Below are 20765 nucleotides of genomic sequence, written 5' to 3'. Positions count from 1 at the left end.
GTCAGCTCCCTGCGCGGCGGACGGCGGTGACGGCTTCAGCGGCGATACGCGAGGAGTTCGGTTCGTGGACCCGCACGGCCCACGCCCCCGCCTGCGCGGCCATGACCGTGATCGCGGCGGTCGCGGCGTCGCGCTGCTCCTGCGTGGCAGCACCCGGATCGTCCGGGGAGACGAGGGAGGCGAGGAAGCGCTTGCGGGACGCGGCGACCAGCAGCGGCAGGCCGATGTCCGCGAAGACGTCCAACCGCGCGAGGACCTCCCAGTTGTGCTCCGCGTTCTTCGAGAACCCCAGGCCCGGATCGATGATGAGCGCGTCGCGCTGCACTCCCGCGGCGATCGCCGCGTCGACACGTGCCCGGAGTTCGTCGGCGACCTCGCGGACCGTGTCGTCGTAGTGCACGGGGGCGGACGCGTCGGTCAGCAGCCCCCGCCAGTGCATGAGGACCAGGGGCGCCCCGGAGCCGGCGGCGAGGTCGAACATCCCCTCCTCGCTCTGCCCGGCCGACACGTCGTTGATGATGGTCGCCCCGGCGTCCAGGGCCGCGCGCGCCACGGAGACGCGCATCGTGTCGACGCTGATGGTCGCACCGTCGCGGGCGAGTTCGCGGACGACGGGGACGACCCGCGCCAGTTCCTCCTCCTCGGACACCCTGGCCGACCCCGGGCGGGTCGACTCCCCGCCCACGTCGATGAGGTCCGCCCCGCCATCCAGGAGTTCGATCCCGTGGGCAACCGCATCTGCCTGCGTGAACCAGCGGCCACCGTCGGAGAAGGAGTCCGGTGTGACGTTGAGGACCCCCATGATCTGCGTGCGCGCCTGGCTCACGACAGTCACCTCCGGAGGATGAGGCTCATCGCCTCGGATCGTGATGCCGCGTTGCGCAGCTGGCCGCGCACGGCCGATGTGATCGTCGAGGACCCCGGCTTCCGCACTCCGCGCATGGACATGCACAGGTGTTCGGCTTCGACGACGACGATCACGCCGCGCGGGCTGAGGTGCGTGACGAGTTCGTCCGCGATCTGGGTGGTGAGTCGTTCCTGGACCTGTGGCCGCTTGGCGAAGACCTCGACGAGGCGGGCAAGCTTCGACAGCCCTGTCACCCGTCCTTCCACTCCCGGGATGTAGCCGATGTGTGCGACGCCGTGGAAGGGCACCAGGTGGTGTTCGCAGGTCGAGTACAGCGCGATGTCGCGGACGAGGACCATCTCGTCGAACCCGATGTCGAACTGCACGCCCAGGATGTCGCCCGCATCCTGTGAGAGGCCGGAGAACGCCTCTTCGTAGGCGCGCGCCACACGGGCGGGGGTCTCGATCAAGCCGTCACGGTCCGGGTCCTCACCCACCGCGAGAAGGATCTCGCGGACCGCCGCTTCGATGCGCGCGTGATCGACAGTCACCTCTGCCACCCCTGTCCACCGCCCTCGTGGGGCGCCTCACCGTCCGGCAGGTCCGTCGGATCCGTCTCCGTCGCACCTGGGCTCGCGGAATCAGTGCCCGCAGTGTCCGTTCCCACAGGCCCCGTGCCATCCGCGCTGTCGTCCTGCACGGCCGAGCGCGGCGGGGGCGCGTCGATCGGGGGACGGTTCGACACCGGACGGTCGCGGCTTGCCAGCCAGACCGTGCGGGGCTCCCGCTTCACGACGTCATGGAAGAGGGCGGCCAGCTGCCCTTCGTCGAGGGTCTCCTTCTCGAGGAGTTCGTAGGCGAGGCGGTCGAGGACGTCGCGGTTCTCGTTGAGCGCCCAGTACGCGTCCGCGTGCGCGGCGTCGACGAGCTGGCGGACCTCTGCGTCGATCGTCTCGAGCGTCGAATCCGCGAAGACCTCCTCCGACCCGCCCATGCCGCGGCCGGCGAACGGCTCCGACGAGCCCTCGCCGACCTTCACCATGCCGACCCGGTCGCTCATGCCGTACTGAGTCACCATCTTGCGGGCGATCCCCGTGGCCTTCTCGATGTCGTTCGCCGCACCCGTCGTCGGATCGTGGAACACGATCTCCTCCGCGACGCGGCCGCCCATCGCGTACGCCAGCTGGTCGAGCAGTTCGTTGCGGGTAGTCGAGTACTTGTCCTCGCTGGGCATCACCATCGTGTAGCCCAGCGCGCGTCCGCGCGGGAGGATCGTCACCTTCGTGACGGGGTCCGTGTCATTCATCGCCGCGGCGACGAGCGCGTGACCGCCCTCGTGGTAGGCGGTGACGCGGCGCTCCTTGTCGTTCATGAGGCGGGTGCGCTTCTGCGGTCCCGCGATGACACGGTCGATCGCCTCGTCGACGATCTCGTTGTCGATGACGGTCTTCCCGCCGCGGGCCGTGAGCAGCGCGGCCTCATTGAGGACGTTCGCGAGGTCCGCACCGCTGAAGCCGGGGGTCCGCTTCGCGATCATCGCCAGGTCGACCTCGGGCGCCAGCGGCTTGCCCTTGGCGTGCACTTCGAGGATCTGCACGCGACCCTTCATGTCAGGAGCCTCGACCTGGATCTGCCGGTCGAAGCGTCCCGGCCGCAGCAGTGCGGGGTCGAGGACGTCGGGACGGTTGGTCGCCGCGATGAGGATGACATTCGTCGTCGCCTCGAACCCGTCCATCTCGACGAGCATCTGGTTGAGCGTCTGCTCGCGCTCGTCGTGGCCGCCGCCCATGCCCGCACCGCGCTGCCGACCGACCGCGTCGATCTCGTCGATGAAGATGATGCATGGGGAGTTCTCCTTGGCCTGGTTGAACAGGTCGCGCACGCGGGAGGCGCCCACACCCACGTACATCTCCACGAAGTCGGATCCGGAGATCGAGTAGAACGGGACTCCCGCCTCACCCGCGACCGCGCGCGCCAGCAGGGTCTTGCCCGTGCCCGGCGCTCCGTACAGGAGGACACCCTTGGGGATCTTCGCCCCCACGGCCTGGAACTTGTCCGGCTCCGCGAGGAACTCCTTGATCTCCTCGAGTTCCTCGAGGGCCTCTTCGACGCCAGCCACGTTCTCGAAAGTCACGTCCGGGTTCTCGACGTTGACGAGCTTCGCCTTCGACTTGCCGAAGTTCATGAACCTGCTGCCGCCGCCGCTCAGCTGCGACAGGAGGAACCAGAAGACGGCGAAGATGATGACGAACGGGAGGAGGTTCAGCAGCAGCGAGGTGACCCAGGACTGCTGCGGCACCTCGTCCGTGAAGCCACCGGTCGGCTCTGCCGAGGTGACGGCGTCGAGGATCTCCTCCCCGCGCGGCTCGATGTAGAAGAACTGGACCTTGTTGCCGTAGTCCTTGCCCTCGAACTCGTAGTCGTCCGCGAGCACCAGGTCGACCCGCTGGTCGTTGTCGACGATCTTCGCCTGATCGACCCGCCCCTCCTCGAGGAGTGCGAGCCCCTGCTCCGTGTCGACGCGCTGGAAGCCACCGCCGCCGGCCATGAGGAAGCCGACGGTGAGGACGGTGAGGACCAGCAGCACCCAGATGAAGGGCCCGCGGGAAGCCTTCTTGACGGGTGAACTGCGATCAGGGGTTTCTGCCATGGGTCCTCTCAGGGGCGGTACTGCGGCGGTACGGCCAGGTCAGAGTACCGCTTTCGGATGCAGGGGGCCTGCGTCAGCTGTAGACGTGCGGCGCGAGCGTCGCGACGAACGGCACGTTGCGGTACCTCTCTGCGAAGTCCAGCCCGTAGCCGATCACGAATTCGTTCGGGACGTCGAAGCCCACGTACTTCACGTCGATGTCGACCTTCGCCGCTTCCGGCTTGCGCAGCATCGTGCAGATCTCCACTGAGGCCGCACCACGGGACTTGAGGTTGGTGAGCAGCCAGGACAGCGTGAGTCCGGAGTCGATGATGTCTTCGACGATGAGGACGTGCTGGTCCTTGAGGTCCGTGTCGAGGTCCTTGAGGATCCTCACGACGCCGGACGACTTCGTGCCCGACCCGTAGGACGACACGGCCATCCAGTCCATCCGGACGGGTGAGTGCAGTGCGCGCGCCAGGTCCGCCATGACCATGACCGCACCCTTGAGCACACCCACGAGCAGGAGGTCGCGGTCCTTGTAGTCACGGTCGATGTCCGCGGCCATCTCCGTCAGACGATGGTTGATCTGCGCTTCCGTCGCGTGGATCGTCGTGATGTCATCGCCAAGGTCCTTCTCGTCCACCTGTCGCTCCTCGTTCGCTTCGCACTTCTTCGCTTCGCACTTCGCAGTCGAACCCCTACTCTAGCGCTCGGTCCGGACGCGGCGGTCCCGCGCATCTGAAGGTCCGGTTCGGGTGCATCCGCTATCGTGCGGGGCGGACCACCGCCCCCTGAACGAGGACACCAGTGTGAGCAGCCCCACCCCCCGCGAGGCGGACGCGACCGTCGCGCCCGCGCCGCGCTCCCTCCGCAAGCTTCCCGCAGATCTGGGACGCGGCTTCCTCATCGGCCTCACGGAGCTGGTCCCCGGAGTGTCCGGTTCGACGATCGCGCTCATCGTCGGCATCTACACGGATCTCATCCGCTCCGCCGGGCACGTGATCGGTGCAGGGAAGAACCTGGTCCGCGGTCGCGGCAGGGCGGGCGTCAGGGAGGAGCTGGGCGCGGTCGAGTGGCGCCTCATCATCCCGGTGGTCGTGGCGATGGCCGCCGCGGTGTTCCTGCTGGCGGGGCCGATCCACGACCTCGTCGAGGCGTTCCCGCTGAGCGCCCTGGGCCTCTTCTTCGGGATCGTCGTCGTCGGCATCGCGGCTCCGCTGCGGATGGTGCGCTGGTCGGTCCCGCCGGGGGTCGACCACTGCCTGCTGTTCGCCGCCGGTTTCGCCGCTGCGTTCTTCCTCACGGGCCTCGCGGCGGAGGGCGATCAGGACTCGCCGTCGATGATCGTCGTCTTCTTCGCCGCCGCGGTCGCGATCTGCGCGCTCATCATCCCCGGTGTGTCCGGTTCGTTCCTGCTGCTGGCGATGGGCCTCTACGCCCCCACCCTCCAGGCGGTGAGCGACCGCGACCTCGCGTACATCGGGGTGTTCGCCGCGGGTGCCGCCGTCGGTCTTGCGAGCATCGTCCAGGTGCTCCTCACCGCGCTGGAGAAGATCCCGCGGCACACCGTCGTCCTCATGGCGGGGCTCATGGCGGGCTCACTGCGCGCACTGTGGCCGTGGCAGTCGGAGTCCGGCCCGTTCTCCACGGGCGACATCGTCGCGCCGGCCCTCTTCATGGTCGTGGGCGCGGTGTTCGTGCTCGTCATGATGGTGCTGGACCGTCGCGCCGCCCGTGCGCAGTACGCGAAAGAGGCGAAGGCCGGGGAGCACGGCGCCTGACGCGGAGTCCGCCGATCCGGCTCAGTCGCCGCCGTCGCCCGGTCGCCTGTGCTCGATCCGCCCCTCCGTGCGGCGCACCGCTCCGCCTCCGGGGACTGACACCTCCCGGACGTCCGCGCCCGAGGCCGCAGCCACCTCCCCCACACCCCTCACGTGATCTGCCGTGAGGTCTCCCGCGGGCACCCCGCGGGCGCGCAGCCACGTGAGCAGGACACGGGTCCGCACTGCCGTTGCGAGGCGTTCGAGGTCGCGGATCGGGAGCGAGGCCGGGACACTGCCCGTGGAGTCTGCGCCGCCCGCCGCATCGGCGAGCAGCCCCGCCCAGGCGGTGGCGGCCTCGGCGTCGAGGTGATCGGCGTCGTCGCGCAGCAGGTCCGCGGTCCGGGCGAGCCCCGTCCGCACGTCCTGCCCCAAGGACGCGGACAGGGCCTGCAGCGTCCTCCGGGCACGCACCCGGGTGAAGCGGTCGTCCTCATTCATGGGGTCGTCCCACACGTCCAGCCCCTGGGCGCGGCAGCCGGCCCGGGTCTCGTCGCGCGTGACCCCCAGCAGGGGCCGCAGCACCTCGACCGCGCCGATGTCGTCCTCCGCCGGGTCCAGACGGGTCACGGGTGCCATCCCGGACAGCGATCGGGCGCCGGAGCCCCGCAGCAGCCCCAGGAGCACCGTCTCCGCCTGATCGTCACGCGTGTGGCCGGTGACGATCGCGCCCGTGGTGCCGTGCGCGGCGGTGGTCTGTGCGACTCGGGCGAGCGCCGCATACCGGGCATCCCTCGCGGCCGCCTCGAGACCACCGGGGTGCGCGGCGTCGACGTCTGCGGTGACGCTGCGCGCGGGCAGCCCGAGGGCCTCCATCTGGGTCATGACGCGGGCGGCCACCTCCTCGGACCCGGTCTGCAGGCCGTGGTCGACGGTGCAGGCGAGGAAGCGGCCCTCACCCCGGGTGTGGAGGAACGCCGCAGCGGCGGCGAGCGCGAGCGAATCGGCTCCGCCGGACACCGCGACGACGAAGGTGCGGACACGCGCGTGGTCGAGCGCCGCCCTCAGCGCATTGCGGATCCGGGCGGTCGCAGGGTCCAGGCGCGGCCGCCGCTCAGTCATCGGTCGTCCGCGCCCGCCTGATCGGTTGCGGCGGCCTGTTCGTCCGCCGCTCCGATCCGCCCGGCCGTGCGCATCCGCGCCACCCAGTCAGCGGGGCGGCGGATCTCGTCGAACGACGGCAGGGTGTCCGGCGAGGTGAAGACCGCGGCGAGGCCCTCGTGCCCCACCTCACGGACCACTCCCCGCACGAAGTCGGCACCCTCCCGGTACTGCTGCAGCTTCGAATCCGCCCCCAGCAGTCGGCCAATCGTGCCGCCGGGACCGATCCCGTCGTCGCGGCGCGCTTCGAAGCGGGACCGGATCGTCGTGAGACTGGGGATCACCGACGGCCCCACCGCGTCCATGACGACGTCCGCGTGGCCCTCGAGGAAGCTCATGACGGCCATGACCTGGTCGAGCACGTCCCGCTTCTCCGGCCCCGTCACGACGTCGATGATCTGGGCCTCCCCCCGGAGGATCTCCGGCAGCCGCTTGATGACCGGCTTGAGCCCGGCCAGGCCGGCGAGTGAGGAGTCGTCGCCCAGCAGCTCGGCCAGCAGGCCACTCAGGTGGTCGCGCAGCCAGGGTGCTGCCGCGAACTGGATCCGGTGGGTCGACTCGTGGAGTGCGACCCACAGGCGGAAGTCACGGGAGGGGACGCCCAGCGTCGCCTCCGTCTGCGCGATCGTCGGGGCGACGAGGAGCAGCCGGCCCGACCCGGCAGGGCGGGGGCCGCCGCCGAAAGGGTCGAACTGGCCCAGGACGCGCGTGGACAGCACGGACAGCACAGCGGCCATCTCGAGGGTGTTCGGGATGCGACCGGCCTGCATCGCGGCGCGCACGTCGTCCGACAGAGCGGTCCCCACCATCGCGGTGAGCGACTGCCCCGACGCCTTCGCCCAGGCGAGGCGGTCGACGACGAGCACCGGGCCCGAGGCCGCGCGCGCCCGCACGGCGTCCGCCTGCTCCTGCTCCAGCCGCATGACGTCGAGGACGAGGTCGACGGAGGTCTCCGCCGCCTCCCTCAGCTGCGCGACGACCTCCGCGGTCTCCTTCCGCGGCAGGACGGGCCCGCCGGGGACCACCTCCCGCACTGTCCGCTCCAGAAGTGTGAGGTCCAGGATGCCCGCGCCGTCTCCGTCCATACGCCCATCCTGCCCCATGTGGGCCCGTGGCTCGTGGGAGACACTCACATGTTCAGCACACGCGGATCACGGGAAGTCAGGGTGTCAGGGGCAGCCGCACTGCGCGACGTCCGCGAGCGCCTCGTCGAACGCGCGGCGTGCGGCGTCGGAGGTGCCGCGGTCCATCTCGTCCGCCATCATCGAGAACACCAACAGGCGATCATCGGCGGTCACGACCGTCCCCGCGAGCGAGCTCACCGTCGCGAGGGACCCCGTCTTCGCGACGACGACCCCCGCACCCGCCTTGCTCTCGTCATCCCCGTACCGCGGGGCGAGCGTCCCGGAGAAGCCCGCCACCGGCATCGCCGGGACCAGCAGAGACAGGTCGCCGTCGGCCTGCGCGGACGCCTCGACGATCGTCGTGAGGTCGTGGGCGGAGATGCGGTTGCCGTAGTCCAGGCCGGATGTGTCCTCCAGCGTGATCGACCCCGTGTCCAGACCCTGGGAGGCGAGAGCGGAGATGACGGCGGCCGGGGCCTCGGCGGCGGTGGGGTCCTGACCGGTCGCGATCGCGACCTCGCGGCCCAGGACCTCCGCGACGACGTTGTCGCTGTGCACGAGCATGAACGCGACGAGCTGCGACAGCGGGGCCGATTCCACCTCGGCGAGCGGCTGCGCGTCGTTCGGTGCGGGCGACGGGTCGGCGACCTCGACCGCGACACCCGCGTCCTCGAGCGCGGCGACGAACGCGTCGACCGCGACCGCGGCCGCGTCCTCGTGCCGGGAGGAGTACCGCTCCCCCGGCTCGCTGTAGCCGGACTCCTGCATGAGCGGCACGATCGGCGTGATGTAGCCGCTGCCGATGTCCGCCCGCTCCCACCCGGAATGCCAGCCGTCGCCCACGTAGCGGGTGAGGTCCGCCGCGACGCTCACCTCCGCGACGCCCGCGTCTGCGAGCGCCTCCGCGGTGTCACGGGCGAGCGTCGTGAGGCCCGCACGGCCCATCACCGCGTCCGGATCGTTCTCCCCCGGCCCCAGGACGACGTCGCCGCCGCCCACCAGGTGCACCACCGGCTGCCCGGCGGACGAACCGAGCACGGTGCGCGTCGTGAAGCGGGTGTCCGCGCCCACCGCCCCCAGCGCCGCTGCTCCGGTGAGCACCTTCGTGACCGACGCCGGGGTGTGGGCGGTGGACTCATCGCGGGCGAGCAGCACCTCGCCGGTGAGCGCGTCGCGGATGTCGTAGCTCCAGCGGCCCGTGAGCTCCGCGTCCTCGAAGACCGGTTCGACGATGTCGGCCAGATCCGCAGGGACCGGTGCGTCGTCGGGCAGAGGTGCTGCGGCCTCGGCGGACGGGGCGGACGCCGACGGCCGGGGCAGGGCCTGGACCTCGATCGGCGGGGCGGTGGTGAGCGGTCCCGGGATGACGTCCGCGGCGTCGAGCGCGACGAGAGCCGCGACCAGCACAGCGGAGCCGCCCGCGATCCACCACGCCCTCGACCGCCGCCGCGACGAGCGTTCGGGGGAGGCAGCCGGTTCGGCAGTGCCGTCAGTGGTGCGGGACACTCGGCCTCCTGCGCGCGGGACGTGATTCGCTCACTATGCTAGGGGAGACTTCCCGGAGCGCGGGGAGCACTCCCCCGCTCGCACAGCCGCGTCTGTGCAGACAGACACCTGTTAGGAGACCACATGGAACTTCTCGCCACGATCGAAATCCCGGCGGGATCCCGGAACAAGTACGAGATCGACCTCGAGACGGGTCGTCTCAAGCTGGACCGGTACCTCCACACGTCGATGCAGTACCCGACCGACTACGGGTACTTCGACAACACGCTGGGTGAGGACGGCGACCCGCTCGACGTGCTCCTGCTGCTCCACGAATCCGTGGTCCCCGGATGCCTCGTCGACGCCCGGCCGATCGGCGTCTTCAAGATGGAGGACGAAGCCGGCGGCGACGACAAGGTGCTGGCCGTGCTGGGCGGCGATGACCGCTTCGACCACATCCAGGACATCTCCGACATCCCCGGATACCGCCTCGAGGAGATCGCCCACTTCTTCGCCCGCTACAAGGACCTCGAGAAGGGCAAGTTCGTGAAGGGCCACGAATGGGCCGGCAAGGACGAAGCCGAGCGCATCGTCACCGAAGCGATCGAGCGCTTCAAGACCGAAGGCCTCGCCGGCGCCTGAGCCGACTGTCAGGAAGGCGCCCGGGCCGGCACCCGGAACGCCTGCGGAGACCCCTCATCGTCCCGCCCTCCCCCGCAGGGGTGCGGGAACTCGGTGAGGGGTCTGTCGTCTCCCGAGGGCCGCGGCAAGGCGGCCTCCCACCGATCGCGACTTAGGCTCACCTTACTGCCGCCTTCGCGGGGAATGTGACACTCTGCACATATGCATCTCGACCACGTGTCCTTCGCCACTGAACCCGACGGGCTCGAAGCCACTGCGGGACGCCTCTCCGACGCTCTGGGCATCGACGCCTACGACGGCGGCATCCATCCCCGGTTCGGCACGCGCAACCTCATCTTCCCCCTGGCCGGCGGCCATTACCTCGAAGTCGTCGAACCGCTCGAGCACCCGGCGACCCTGTCCACCCCGTTCGGCCAGGCCGTGCGGGCACGCACCGAAACCGGCGGCGGATGGATGGGCTGGGTCATCCGCGTCTCCGACCTCGGATCCGTCGAAACCCGCCTGGAACGGGCGGCGGTCGACGGCAACCGCACGCCTCCCGGACATGACGAGGTCGTGTGGAAGCAGATCGGCATCAAGGGACTCATCGCCGACCCCCAGCTGCCCTACTTCATCCACTGGCTCTCACCGACGTCGCAGCACCCGTCCGCCCTGGGCCCGCGCAACGACGCGTCCATCGCGGAGATCTCGATCGCAGGAGACCGCGACCGGGTCCGCGACTGGCTGGGCACCGACGACAAGAAGCCGATCTCCGAGATCAGCATCGACTGGGTCGCCCCGCACGGCGCCCCCGGCATCCAGTCCGTCACCTTCGCGACGCCGCAGGGGCTCGTCACCCTCTGAGGTCGCCTCCGCGACAGAGCGCGCCCGGACCAGCACTCACCGTGCCGGTCCGGGCGCGCTTGCGTGAGCCTGGGCGCCTGTCCGGGCGGTTCGCCGTCAGCCCAGCGGGTCGACGAGGTGGAGGACGCCGGGCGCGGTGAAGCCGATGACATCGATGAGGAAGTGCGCCCACACGAACGGCATGATCGCGGATCCGGGCACACCGTCGTCGGCTCTCCCGGCGCCTTCGGAGCGGCTCCGCTCCCAGCGCAGTGCGCAGCCGCCGAAGATCAGTCCCATCGCCACATTGCCCACGAACGGGCCGATCCCCTGGTACAGGTGGTAGCTGCCGCGCAGCACCGCGAGGACGACGATCACCGTCCACGGCGACCAGCCCAGGGCGTGGAGGCGGATGCGGAAGTACCCCATGAGGAGCACCTCCTCGAGCAGGCTGTTCTTCGCCGCCGCCAGCACGAGCACCGGCACCGTCCACCAGTGCGCGCCCAGGTTGTCCGTGTTGATCTGCGCGGTGAGTCCCAGCGCACGGCCCGCCATGTAGACCCCCAGCGTCCCCACTCCGATGACGAGGAGCAGGACGAGCCCGCGCCCGAGGTCGTGGCCGGCCCTCTGCCCCCCGGCCACACCCAGCCTGCTCAGCACGACGGGCTGCGGTGACTGCGCCGCGGAGACTTCAGGGTCCGCGTGCGCGCCTCGCAGCAGGCGGTCGCGGCTCAGCAGCAGAAGGACGAGTGCCACCGGTACGAGTGCGAACCCGATTCCCAGCAGCTGGTACGTGAGGTCGAACCACGGCCTGTCGTTCGTGGAGGTGTTGAGGTTCGCCTGCGCTTCCGACAGGGGTGCGCGGGACAGGAGGTCGAGCAGCCGCACGACGGCGTAGACCCCCGACTGGCCCAGGCTCAGGCCCGCGACCACGAGCACCTCGACGATCACCTGCCCCTTCGACAGGGGGCCGGTGATCGTCGGTGCGGGCTCAGGCGCCCGCGGGTGCGGTGCTCCGGTCAGCGGTCCTCGTCCTCCCGCGCCTCCGGCTCCGTCTCCGTGTCGGCCGGGTCGGTATGGGACCCCGTGGTGTCGGCCGTGTCCGTGGTGTCCGTGGTGTCCGTGGTGTCGGCCGTGTCCGCGGTATCCGGGAACGTCCTGCCGGAGCGGTCAGGATCCGCAGCCGCAGGTGCGTCGTCGGGCAGTGCCGCGGTGTCGGACGGAACCGCCTCTTCCGGAGCGACGCCCTCGGACCGGGCGGGGACCTCGGCAACGGCGGGCACCGGTGTCTCGCTCTCCTGCGGTGCGGCAGCCGTCCGGTCGCGGGTGAGGTCGCGGATCTGCTGCTTCTCCGTCTTCCGCTCCTTGAAGCCCTCCACCAGTGCGTAGAGGACCGGGACGAGGATGAGAGTGAGGATCGTCGAGCTCACCAGACCGCCGATCACGACGATCGCGAGCGACTGCGACACGAAGAGACCGCCGCCCGTGAGACCCAGCGCCATCGGGACGAGCGCGAAGATCGTCGCAGCCGCCGTCATGAGGATCGGCCGGTAGCGCAGGCGCGCACCCTGCACGATCGCGGTGCGCAGGTCCGCTCCCCGCTCCCGGAACTGGTTGATGAGGTCGATGAGGACGATCGCGTTCGTCACGACCACACCGATGAGCATGAGCATGCCGATGAGCGCCGTGAGCCCCAGGGCCGTGTCCGTGAGGAGCAGCAGCCCGATGGAGCCGGTCGCCGCGAACGGGATCGACACCAGCAGGATGAACGGCTGGATGAGCGAGCGGAACGTCGCGACCATGATGATGAACACCAGGAGGATCGCCACGAGCATCGCGATGCCCATCTGGGTGAACGCCTCGTCCATCTCCGCCGTCGCGCCGCCCACGTCCGCACGGACACCGTCCGGCAGCGTGTACTCGTCGACCGCGGTCTGCACGTTGGTCCCCACGAGGCCCAGGTCGTCGCCGGACGGGGTGGCCGACACGGTGACGGCGCGCAGGCCGTCGACACGGGTGATCGTCGGTGCGGTCGTCTCCTCCGTGATGTCCGCGACGTCGTCGAGCTCGATCGTCTCCGGTTCGGGAGCCGCCGGCGCCATGCCGTCGGGCATCCCCGGCATCCCCGCACCGGAATCCGCGTCCGGGTCCGCACCAGGATCCATTGCCCCGCCCGCACCCGCGTCGTCCGAGCCTGACGACACGGGGGTCGCCTCGAACTCGAAGCCGCGCAGGTCCTCGACGCTGTCGATCTCCCCGTGGAAGAGCAGGACGCTGCGGCCCACATCGTCGATGACGAGCTGGCCCAGCTGCTGGCCGCGCATCGCACGCGACACGACCTGGCCGATGCTCTGCTCCGACAGACCGTATTCGGCGGCCTCCTCATGGTCGATCGCCACTTCGACGACCGGCTGGGCCGCGACCGTGTCGTCGGTCGCGGACTGGATGCCGTCGACCTGCGCGAGCTCGTCGCGCAGCCCTGCGGCTGCCTCTTCCAGTTGCCCGCTGTCGTTTCCGGTGAGCTGGATGTCGATCGTCGAGCTGCCGCCCATCGACGAGGCGGTGAGCACCTCGATCGTGCCGGCGTCCTCGAGCTGGTCCAGCTCCTCCTGCAGGTCGGTCCCGAACGCCTCGGCGTCCGCGCCCTCCTCCAGGTTCACGATGTACTGGCCGGAGATGCCCCCGGACCCGCCCATCGAGAACTCGTCACCGCCACCGCTCACACTCACGAGCGACGAGGCGACCTCGTCCTTCTCCGCGAGGATGTCCTCGACGCGCCGGGCCTGCTCCGAAGCCTCGTCGAGGTCGGAACCGGCTTCGAACTCCTGGGAGACCTGGACGACCGGCTCCCCCGTGTCGCCCATGAGCTCCGTCTTCAGGAGCGGGGTCATCGCAAGCGTGCCCGCGAAGACCACCACCGCGACGATGAGGACGACGGCGGGGTGCCGGATCGTCCAGTTGACGACGGGGACGTACGTCTTCTGCAGACGGGTGACGGGCTGACGCATCGCGGCCATCTCATCGATCGTCTGCGCGCCGGCCGGCTCGTGGTCGCCGTACGCACCGACGACGGGGATCTCCGAGGTGGACCGGCGGCCCGACGGGTTCGCGACGTCGACGGGTCGCTTCGCCGCCTCCTTCCGCTCCTTCCGCCACTGGACGACCATCTGGCGGCGGTCCGCCTTCCACTCGCGCTTCTGCTCACGGGTGAGCTTCGCCTCCTTGCCGCGCCGCGACAGGAACCAGTAGGCGAGCACCGGGACGATCGTGAGCGCCACGAAGAGGGACGCGAGCAGCGCCAGCGAAGCGGTGAGCGCGAACGGCCGGAACAGCTCACCCGTCTGCCCGCCCACGAACGCGACCGGGAGGAACACGGCCACCGTCACGAGCGTCGACGCAGTGATCGCAGTCGCGACCTCGCCCACGGCCGCCCGGATGTTGTCCGCCTTGTCCCCGCCCAGGGAGTGCCGTCGTCGGATCGCCTCCACCACGACGATGGAGTCATCGACCACGCGGCCGATACTGATCGTGAGCGCCGCAAGCGTGAGCATGTTGAGCGTGTACCCGGACACCCACAGCCCGATGAGGGTGATGAGGAGGGAAGCCGGGATGGAGATCGCGGTGATGATCGTCGCGCGCACGCTCAGCAGGAACACGAGGATGACGAGCACCGCGAAGCCCAGGCCCAGCAGTCCCTCCACGAGCAGGTCCTCGATCGACTGCTCGATGAACGGCGCCTGGTCGAAGAGCGTGACGAACTCGACGTCGTCGCCCATCGTCTCCTGGATGTCCTTGAGCGCCGCCTCAACCCCCTGGGAGACCTCGACGGTGTTGCCGTCCGGGGTCTTCATGATCTGCAGCATGAGCGAGTCGTCGCCGTTGGTGCGGGAGATCGAGGACACGGGCGCTTCGACGAGGTCGACGTCCGCGACGTCACTCACGGGGACCGGCCCGTCGGAGCCTCCGACGACCAGGTCACGGATCTGTTCCACGGATGTGAGGCGACTGCCCACCTCGACGGGTGCCGACCCGTCGTCCGTCTGGAGCTGGCCCGGGGACGAGGGCACGCCGTTCGCCTGGAGGAGGCCGGCGAGCGCGTCGATGGTGACGCCCTCGTCCTCGAGGTCGTCCTCGCGCACCGTGATGTTCACCTGCAGCGGGCGGTCGCCGGTGACGGTGGCGCTGCGCACCCCTTCGATGTCGTTGAGCTCCGGGATCGCGACGTCCTCGAGGTCCGCCGCCAGCTGGTTGACGTCGTCCGGTCCGCTCACGGACAGCATGACGATCGGGAAGTCGGCGAGGCCACCCGCCATGACGGACGGCTCGACTCCGTCGGGCAGCTGCGATTCGACCTGGGAGACCGCCCGCTGGAGGGAGCGGACGACTTCGTCGGAGTCCGTCCCGTAGTCCGTTTCGACGATCACCTGGGACGAGCCGGACGAGGAGGTCGACTGGAGGCTCTCCACCGCCTCGACGCCGGTGAGGGCCTCTTCCAGCGGTGTCGTCACCTCACGTTCGACCGCTTCCGGCGACGCACCCTCGTACTGGGCGGTGACGAACGCCTGGGGCAGTTCGAGCGGCGGGAACAGCTCCTGCTTGAGCGCCGATGTCCCGATCACCCCGAAGACGGCGGCACAGATCGTGACGAGGGCGATGAGCGCGCGATTGCGCAGACTCAGGCGGGTGAGGGAGAGCACGGATGTCCTTACGGGCGACGACGAGTCAGGACGTCCTGCCGGAACAGGACGTCCACATGGACAGGAGCAATCCTACGGGGAGCCGGGGCGTGCATGGTATCGGGTCAGCCCCACCCCTCCTTCCGGGTTTCCGCCGGTGCCGCCTCAGCGCGGCTTCCAGCCGAGTTCCTCCAGACTGGGGCGGTAGGGCAGCGCCGCCTGCCACCGGGACTCGCGACGCTGCGCCCTCCGGTGGAGGTGGGTGCGCAGAAGGTCCATCCCCGTGAGGAGGACGAGTGCGACGATGCCCAGCAGGACCCACACCAGGCACGCGGTGATCGACGGCGGGTTGTCGAACGTCCGCACGGCGGTGAGGCCCGCGCCAAAAATCGCACCCAGGAACGGGATGAGGAGGATCACTCCCGTGATCCACTTCATCCGTTCGGAGGCCAGGAGTATCACGACGAGCAGCAGGAGGAAGACGCACGACCACGTGAAGACGAGCGCTGCTGCAGTGACCAGTGCGACTGGATCGGAGGCGAGTTCCGCGAGCACCGTGCCGGGCACCAGGTCGGCTCCCACCAGCCACGGCCACACGAGCATGCTGACGGTGTGGACGGCACCACCCACCACGACGATCTGCGGGAGGAAGGGGACGCTGCTGTAGCGGAAGCCCAGATCCGGCCGCTTGGGGGCGAGGAGGAGGAACGGGAGCATGAGGGAGATCAGGCTCGCGAGGATAGCTGCCCAGATGTCCGTGTCCTCGATGATCTCGAGGTTGTCATAGTGCAGGAGCCTCCAGCGGACCAGCAGGATCAGAGGCCAGACGAGCACGACGCAGAACACGGCGCACCCCAGAGCGCGGAGGATGTCGCCTCTCCACGAGGGCACCTCCGCTTCTTTCCGAATCTGCTCGTAGAGTCGCTCCGTCTCTTCCTTCTGCGCTGCACGCTCCGCTTCCAGCTCCGCAGCGGTGGGCTGCGGGGCAGGGATCCGCTGCGGGGCGTGAGTGGCTTCCGACGACGGTGGGCCGGGCGGGGGTGTCCGAGGCGCAGGCGGATTCTGCTGCAGCGGCTGCACCTGTGGTGGGGGCGGCTGCACATACGGCGGACGCGGACGCCCCTGCGCCGAGGGCGGAGGCCCCTGATGCGGACGCCCCTGCGGCCAGGGTGGCGGTCCCTGTGCTGCGGGCGGCGGGCCCTGCGGCGGTGGGGGCGGGCCCTGTGGCGGTGGCGGCGGGCCCGGTGGTGGGTGCAGGGGTCGTGCCCGGTGGTGGCGTCCGTCGCCTGAGCCGTGGTGCTGTCCGGTCATGGACTCATTCTGTCGCACCCGCTCCCGGGGCGCCGCGTGTCCGTGTGGCAGTTCCGACTCACGCCTGGCGGCTGGGCAGCGTCTCCCGTCCGCGCAGCCACACGATCCACGCGAGCACGACGACGGCTCCGGTCACCGCGAACGCCCAGTCGTAGCCGAGTGTGTCGACGAGCATGCCGGATACCACCGGGCCCGCGATCGCGCCCACGTCCATCGCCATCTGGAACCGCGACAGCACGGTGCCGCCGCGTCGTTCCTGCCCGATCACGTCGCCCACCGATGCCTGTACCGCCGGGTTCACGAGTCCGCCGCCCAGTCCTGCGAGCAGCGTGAGGGCGAAGAACAGCCAGATGGTGCCGGAGAATCCGACCGCGATCGTCGCGAGCCCCAGCAGAGCGAGGCCCGTGAGGATGAAGGGTCTGCGCCCCCACGTGTCCGTGAGCCTTCCTGCGATGGCGACGGACACGGCCATGCCGACCGCGAAGACACTCAGCGCGATGCCGGACACGCGTTCGTCGGCACCCAGCACCGCAACGACGAACAGCGGGTACAGCGCGATCCGGGCACCCATCGCAGCCCACCCCACGGCGACGCCGGATCCCAGCGACGCCCGGTAGGCGGAGTCCTGCCACGCGTCGCGGAACCGCATCCGCGGCAGGACTCCCGCGGTCTGTGCGGGCTCGACACGGTCCCGTGCCGCGGGTGATCCCTCGCCCTCTGCGGAGGGAGACCCGTGGTCCTCGGCCGTGGCGGATCCTGCGGGTCCCGTCGCCGAGGTGCCGGTCGGCTGGTCCGTGCCCTCCACCTCGGGCGCGGAGTCGTTCCCGACCACAGCGGGGCCGTGGGCATCGAGCTGCGGCTGCCTCTCCAACCGGAACCAGACGACCGCGGCGGCCAGCAGCAGGCCGGTCGCGTAGATGACGAACGGGATGCGCATGCCCAGCCCGGCGAGCAGACCGCCCACCACCGGGCCCAGGATGTTGCCGAACAGGAAGCTCGACGCGTACGCGCCGGTGGCCCGCCCGCGGGACTCCGGCGGGGCGAGCCGGATGATGAGCGCCATCGCGGACACCGTGAACATCGTCGAACCGATGCCTCCCAGCCCGCGGAACAGCAGCAGCTGCCAGTACGTCTGCGCCGCGGCGACCGCGTACGTCGACGCGGCGACGATGAGGAGGCCCACGACATACACGCGGCGCTCCCCCAACCGGTCGACCAGCCGACCGCCGGCGGGTGCGAAGAGGAGGCGGAACAGCGCGAACGAGCTCACGACGACGCTCGCCGCCGTCACTCCCAGATCGAAGCTCGCGGCGAACTGCGGCAGGATCGGCGCGATGATGCCGTAGCCGATCGCGACGATGAAAGCGGCGGACACCAGCACCCAGATGTCCGCCGGCAGCGGTGGCAGTTTCTTGGCCGCGCGGTTCGTGCGGGATCCCGCGGCCGGAGGTCGGCTCATCGGGGCATCGCACCCAGGAAGACGGCCGGGTCAGGGACGGGCCGTGACGACACAGCGGACCGGCGTGCGAACGACGGGTCCACGTCACCCACGTACAGCCACCCCATGAGCAGCTCGTCGTCGCCGACCCCGTGGACCGCGCGGACCGGTTCCGCGTTCGTGTGGACGCCGGAGCGCCACATGACACCCCAGCCGGCCTCGGACAGTGCGAGCGACAGGAGGTGTGCGGCACCCGCCGCGGTCGCCACCTGCTCCCAGTGCGGCACCTTCGGGTGGTCGATCTGGGCGGCGACGACCGCGATGAGGAGCTCCGCCCGCAGGGGCTTCGGGTTGGTTTCCCCGTCGGCACGAGAGGTGCCGGCCGCAGCGTCCAGCGCCTCGCCCAAGCGCAGACGGTCGTCACCGCGCAGGGTGAGGAGCCGCCACGGGCGCAGCGCCTCGTGGTCCGCGACCGTCACGACGGAGTGCAGGAGGCTCAGCAGCTCCCGGTCGTCGGGCGCCTTCGACCCGACCTTCGAGACGGACCGGCGACGCGCCATCGCGGCGAGGGCGGGTGACCGGTAGGCGGACACACTGGGGGAGTTGACGACCGTGCGGCGACGCGGCCGCACTGGTGCGTTCTCAGCGCGTGCCGTCACGCGACCCACTCGTGGAAGTGGGCGCGGGCGGTCGCGAGCTTGGGCTCGACGATGAAGCGGCAGTACCCGTTCGTCGGGTACTTCGTGTAGAAGTCCTGGTGGACGGGCTCCGCCTCCCAGAACGTCCCCAGCGGTTCGAGGGCCGTGACGACGGGCCGGTCGATCTGCGCCTGCACCTGCGCGATGGCGTCCGCGAACCGCGCCTTCTCCTCCGCGTCCCGGTAGAACATCGACGAACGGTACTGGGTGCCCACGTCGTTGCCCTGCCGGTTGAGGCTCGTGGAGTCGTGGCCGGTGAAGAAGAGGCCCAGGATGACGCTCTCCGGGACGACCTCCGGATCGAACGTCACCTGCAGAGCCTCCGCGTGCCCGGTCGTGCCGGCGCACACCTCTTCGTACGTGGGGTGGTCGACCGTTCCTCCGGTGTAGCCGCTCACCACGGAGGAGACCCCGTGGGTGCGCTGGTAGACGGCGTCGAGGCACCAGAAGCATCCGGCGCCCAGGGTGAGAGTCTGCATGTCACACCAGACATGTGCGGGGCGGGTTTTATTCCAGGACGCTCGCGGACTGGGTGTTCCTTCGCCGTCAGAACACGCTGGTCGACGGCACCTCGAAGCCCAGTGCCGCGGCGGCGTCACGGGTGTCGGCACGTCCCCACCACCGCGCGACCGCCTCGTCCGTCGCGAGCGACCGCATCTGCGCCGTGTCGAGGTAGAGGATCCCGTCGAGGTGGTCCGCTTCGTGGGCGGTGATCCGTGCGGGCCACCCCGCGAGCTCCTCGTCGATCGCCTGCCCGTCCAGGTCTGCACCGGTGAGGTGGATCGTGAGCGGCCGGTCGACGACCGCCTGGTAGCCGGGCACGGACAGGCAGCCCTCGTAGAACGACGCGGTCCGGTCCGTCGTCGCCGCATAGCCCGCGTTGAGCACGGTGCGGGGGCCGAAGGCGACGCGGCGACGCGCGGCCAGACGCACGGCGGTCTCCGCGTCGGGCTGGGCCGGGACCGGGTCCTCGGCGACGAACATGCGCAGCGGCACACCCACCTGCGGAGCGGCGAGCCCCACGCCGGGGGCGGCCCGCATCGTCCGCAGCATCGCGTCGGCGAACGCGCGGAGCTCGTCGTCGGCCAGCTGCCCGTCGACGCGCGCAGTGGTCATCCGCAGCACCGGGTCGCCCGCCTCCACGATCGGCAGCACACCGCCCGTCTGCTGCGCGAGGTCGAGCAGCCGCCGGACCGCGTCGCGGATCGCGGTGTCCCCGGTCGCAGTGCTTCCGGTCGCGGTGCTTCCAGTCGCGGTGTTGCCGGTCGCGGCGTTCTCGCCACCCGGTTCCGTCATGCCCGTACTCCTGTCGTCCTTCCACGTGGCCGTCACGTGTCCTCCCGCCATTCTCACCGACGCTCGCCGGACCGTGTCCCCGTGTCGGTCTGTGTCGCCGCCGTCCGGTGCGCGGAGCGCGGGTCCCTACGCTCGGAGCATGAGCTCACTCACGTCGACACACAGCGCTGAGGCGGACGCGTCCGCGAAAAGCCGTTTCGCACCGGTCGTCTCCGAAGCGGGCACCTCCGTGACCGACACGACGCGCCCACCCACCGCGACTTCCGACCCCGCCGGACCCACGCCCGACGACCGGCCCCGCGTGGGTGTCGTCGTCGCCTCGACAAGACCGGTGCGCATCGGCCGGCAGATCGCGGACGCTGTCGTGGACCTCGCCGTGTTCTCAGGTGTGCCGGTCGCGCCCAGGATCCTGGACCTGCGCGACATCAATCTGCCGTTCCTCGACGAGCCCACTCCCCCTTCCACGGGTCAGCGCTCGCTCTCCCATTCGCAGGCCTGGTCGCAGACCATCAGCGCGCTCGACGGGGTCGTCTTCGTCACCGCCGAGTACAACGGCGGCTACCCCGCCCCGCTCAAGAACGCGATCGACTTCCTCAAGGACGAATGGGCCGATCTGCCCGGTACGATCGTGAGCTACGGAGGTGCCGGCGGCGTGAGCTCCGCCGCGCAGCTGCGGACCGTCCTCACTCAGCTGCTGGTCGACCTCGCGGACGTCGACCCCGCGATCCGTGTGCGCAGTCGGCATTACGGCGAGGACCGCACGCTCCTCGACGCCGCCGAGGTCGTCGCCGCGTCCACCGCCGAACTCCTCACCGCGTGGGGCTGGGTCGCACAGCGGGCGAGCGCTCGCGCAGCGGCGCGCTGAGACCGAGG

At 70.3% G+C, this 20765-nt stretch carries 18 protein-coding genes; 4 read left to right on the top strand and 14 right to left on the bottom strand.

Going from position 1 to position 20765, the window contains the following annotated elements; translation table 11 throughout:
• Position 1: 1 nt before the first annotated feature.
• The 4 genes from folP to hpt form a co-directional block, all read right to left on the bottom strand.
• A complete protein-coding gene (folP, locus tag JFC09_RS13045; protein WP_198394560.1) occupies positions 2-802 on the bottom strand; it encodes a dihydropteroate synthase in 801 nt (266 codons plus the stop codon).
• Between the two features lie 29 nt (positions 803-831).
• Positions 832-1398, bottom strand: a complete 567-nt coding sequence (gene folE / locus JFC09_RS13040; protein WP_198394463.1) for a GTP cyclohydrolase I FolE — start codon at positions 1396-1398, stop codon at positions 832-834.
• A complete protein-coding gene (ftsH, locus tag JFC09_RS13035; RefSeq protein WP_198394462.1) occupies positions 1395-3497 on the bottom strand; it encodes an ATP-dependent zinc metalloprotease FtsH in 2103 nt (700 codons plus the stop codon). Before ftsH ends, folE begins: the two co-directional genes overlap by 4 nt.
• 73 nt (positions 3498-3570) lie before the next feature.
• Positions 3571-4122 carry a hypoxanthine phosphoribosyltransferase gene (hpt, locus tag JFC09_RS13030; protein ID WP_198394461.1) on the bottom strand — a complete coding sequence of 184 codons (552 nt, stop codon included), beginning with the start codon at positions 4120-4122 and terminating at the stop codon, positions 3571-3573.
• 166 nt (positions 4123-4288) lie between these two features.
• Here hpt and JFC09_RS13025 point away from each other — a divergent pair, with 166 nt between their 5' ends.
• A complete protein-coding gene (locus JFC09_RS13025) occupies positions 4289-5260 on the top strand; it encodes a DUF368 domain-containing protein (protein WP_198394460.1) in 972 nt (323 codons plus the stop codon).
• Positions 5261-5281: 21 nt separating this feature from the next.
• Here JFC09_RS13025 and tilS read toward each other — a convergent pair whose 3' ends face one another.
• The 3 genes from tilS to dacB form a co-directional block, all read right to left on the bottom strand.
• Complete coding sequence (tilS, locus tag JFC09_RS13020; protein ID WP_198394459.1) at positions 5282-6361, bottom strand: tRNA lysidine(34) synthetase TilS; 1080 nt, start codon at positions 6359-6361, stop codon at positions 5282-5284.
• On the bottom strand, positions 6358-7485 hold the full coding sequence (locus tag JFC09_RS13015; protein ID WP_198394458.1) for a zinc-dependent metalloprotease: 1128 nt from the start codon (positions 7483-7485) through the stop codon (positions 6358-6360). The genes tilS and JFC09_RS13015 overlap by 4 nt, the downstream gene beginning before the upstream one ends.
• 84 nt (positions 7486-7569) lie before the next feature.
• On the bottom strand, positions 7570-9030 hold the full coding sequence (gene dacB, locus JFC09_RS13010; RefSeq protein WP_332839769.1) for a D-alanyl-D-alanine carboxypeptidase/D-alanyl-D-alanine endopeptidase: 1461 nt from the start codon (positions 9028-9030) through the stop codon (positions 7570-7572).
• 123 nt (positions 9031-9153) lie between these two features.
• Between dacB and JFC09_RS13005 the strand changes: the two genes are divergently transcribed.
• Positions 9154-9651 (top strand): inorganic diphosphatase, encoded by a 498-nt coding sequence (locus JFC09_RS13005; protein WP_198394457.1) that lies wholly within the window; start codon positions 9154-9156, stop codon positions 9649-9651.
• Positions 9652-9852: 201 nt separating this feature from the next.
• Positions 9853-10494, top strand: coding sequence for a VOC family protein (locus JFC09_RS13000; protein ID WP_198394456.1), 642 nt, complete (start codon positions 9853-9855; stop codon positions 10492-10494).
• A gap of 96 nt (positions 10495-10590) precedes the next feature.
• On the opposite strand, the gene JFC09_RS12995 is transcribed toward JFC09_RS13000, so the two are convergent.
• The 7 genes from JFC09_RS12995 to JFC09_RS12965 all read right to left on the bottom strand — a co-directional run bounded on the left by JFC09_RS12995 (position 10591) and on the right by JFC09_RS12965 (position 19892).
• Positions 10591-11424 (bottom strand): CPBP family intramembrane glutamic endopeptidase, encoded by an 834-nt coding sequence (locus tag JFC09_RS12995; protein ID WP_332839768.1) that lies wholly within the window; start codon positions 11422-11424, stop codon positions 10591-10593.
• Between the two features lie 68 nt (positions 11425-11492).
• The gene (locus JFC09_RS12990) at positions 11493-15170 is read right to left on the bottom strand and encodes an efflux RND transporter permease subunit (protein WP_198394455.1); all 3678 of its coding nucleotides are present in this window, start codon (positions 15168-15170) and stop codon (positions 11493-11495) included.
• A gap of 144 nt (positions 15171-15314) precedes the next feature.
• Positions 15315-16040 carry a hypothetical protein gene (locus JFC09_RS12985; RefSeq protein WP_198394454.1) on the bottom strand — a complete coding sequence of 242 codons (726 nt, stop codon included), beginning with the start codon at positions 16038-16040 and terminating at the stop codon, positions 15315-15317.
• Between the two features lie 478 nt (positions 16041-16518).
• A complete protein-coding gene (locus JFC09_RS12980) occupies positions 16519-17919 on the bottom strand; it encodes an MFS transporter (RefSeq protein WP_198394453.1) in 1401 nt (466 codons plus the stop codon).
• Entirely contained in the window at positions 17916-18458 is a 543-nt protein-coding gene (locus JFC09_RS12975; RefSeq protein ID WP_198394557.1) for a nitroreductase family protein, read from the bottom strand. Before JFC09_RS12975 ends, JFC09_RS12980 begins: the two co-directional genes overlap by 4 nt.
• Before the next feature lie 95 nt (positions 18459-18553).
• Complete coding sequence (gene msrA, locus JFC09_RS12970; RefSeq protein ID WP_198394452.1) at positions 18554-19075, bottom strand: peptide-methionine (S)-S-oxide reductase MsrA; 522 nt, start codon at positions 19073-19075, stop codon at positions 18554-18556.
• Positions 19076-19142: 67 nt separating this feature from the next.
• Positions 19143-19892: a peptide deformylase gene (locus JFC09_RS12965; RefSeq protein WP_198394451.1), complete on the bottom strand. Its 750-nt coding sequence runs from the start codon at positions 19890-19892 to the stop codon at positions 19143-19145.
• Between the two features lie 139 nt (positions 19893-20031).
• Between JFC09_RS12965 and JFC09_RS12960 the strand changes: the two genes are divergently transcribed.
• Entirely contained in the window at positions 20032-20757 is a 726-nt protein-coding gene (locus JFC09_RS12960; RefSeq protein WP_198394450.1) for an NADPH-dependent FMN reductase, read from the top strand.
• Positions 20758-20765 lie beyond the last annotated feature (8 nt).

This window comes from Brevibacterium yomogidense (genome assembly GCF_016107685.1).
GTDB lineage: Bacteria > Actinomycetota > Actinomycetes > Actinomycetales > Brevibacteriaceae > Brevibacterium > Brevibacterium yomogidense.
Note: the sequence above shows the minus strand (reverse complement) of the source record. Positions and strands in the feature narration are given on the sequence as shown.

Excerpts from the sequence above, each read along its gene's own strand:
- folP (WP_198394560.1), bottom strand. The coding sequence starts at position 802 with ATGGGGGTCCTCAACGTCACACCGGACTCCTTCTCCGACGGTGGCCGC.
- ftsH (WP_198394462.1), bottom strand. The coding sequence starts at position 3,497 with ATGGCAGAAACCCCTGATCGCAGTTCACCCGTCAAGAAGGCTTCCCGC.
- tilS (WP_198394459.1), bottom strand. The coding sequence starts at position 6,361 with ATGACTGAGCGGCGGCCGCGCCTGGACCCTGCGACCGCCCGGATCCGC.
- JFC09_RS13015 (WP_198394458.1), bottom strand. The coding sequence starts at position 7,485 with ATGGACGGAGACGGCGCGGGCATCCTGGACCTCACACTTCTGGAGCGG.
- JFC09_RS13005 (WP_198394457.1), top strand. The coding sequence starts at position 9,154 with ATGGAACTTCTCGCCACGATCGAAATCCCGGCGGGATCCCGGAACAAG.
- JFC09_RS13000 (WP_198394456.1), top strand. The coding sequence starts at position 9,853 with ATGCATCTCGACCACGTGTCCTTCGCCACTGAACCCGACGGGCTCGAA.
- JFC09_RS12980 (WP_198394453.1), bottom strand. The coding sequence starts at position 17,919 with ATGAGCCGACCTCCGGCCGCGGGATCCCGCACGAACCGCGCGGCCAAG.
- JFC09_RS12975 (WP_198394557.1), bottom strand. The coding sequence starts at position 18,458 with ATGGCGCGTCGCCGGTCCGTCTCGAAGGTCGGGTCGAAGGCGCCCGAC.
- msrA (WP_198394452.1), bottom strand. The coding sequence starts at position 19,075 with ATGCAGACTCTCACCCTGGGCGCCGGATGCTTCTGGTGCCTCGACGCC.
- JFC09_RS12965 (WP_198394451.1), bottom strand. The coding sequence starts at position 19,892 with ATGACGGAACCGGGTGGCGAGAACGCCGCGACCGGCAACACCGCGACT.
- JFC09_RS12960 (WP_198394450.1), top strand. The coding sequence starts at position 20,032 with ATGAGCTCACTCACGTCGACACACAGCGCTGAGGCGGACGCGTCCGCG.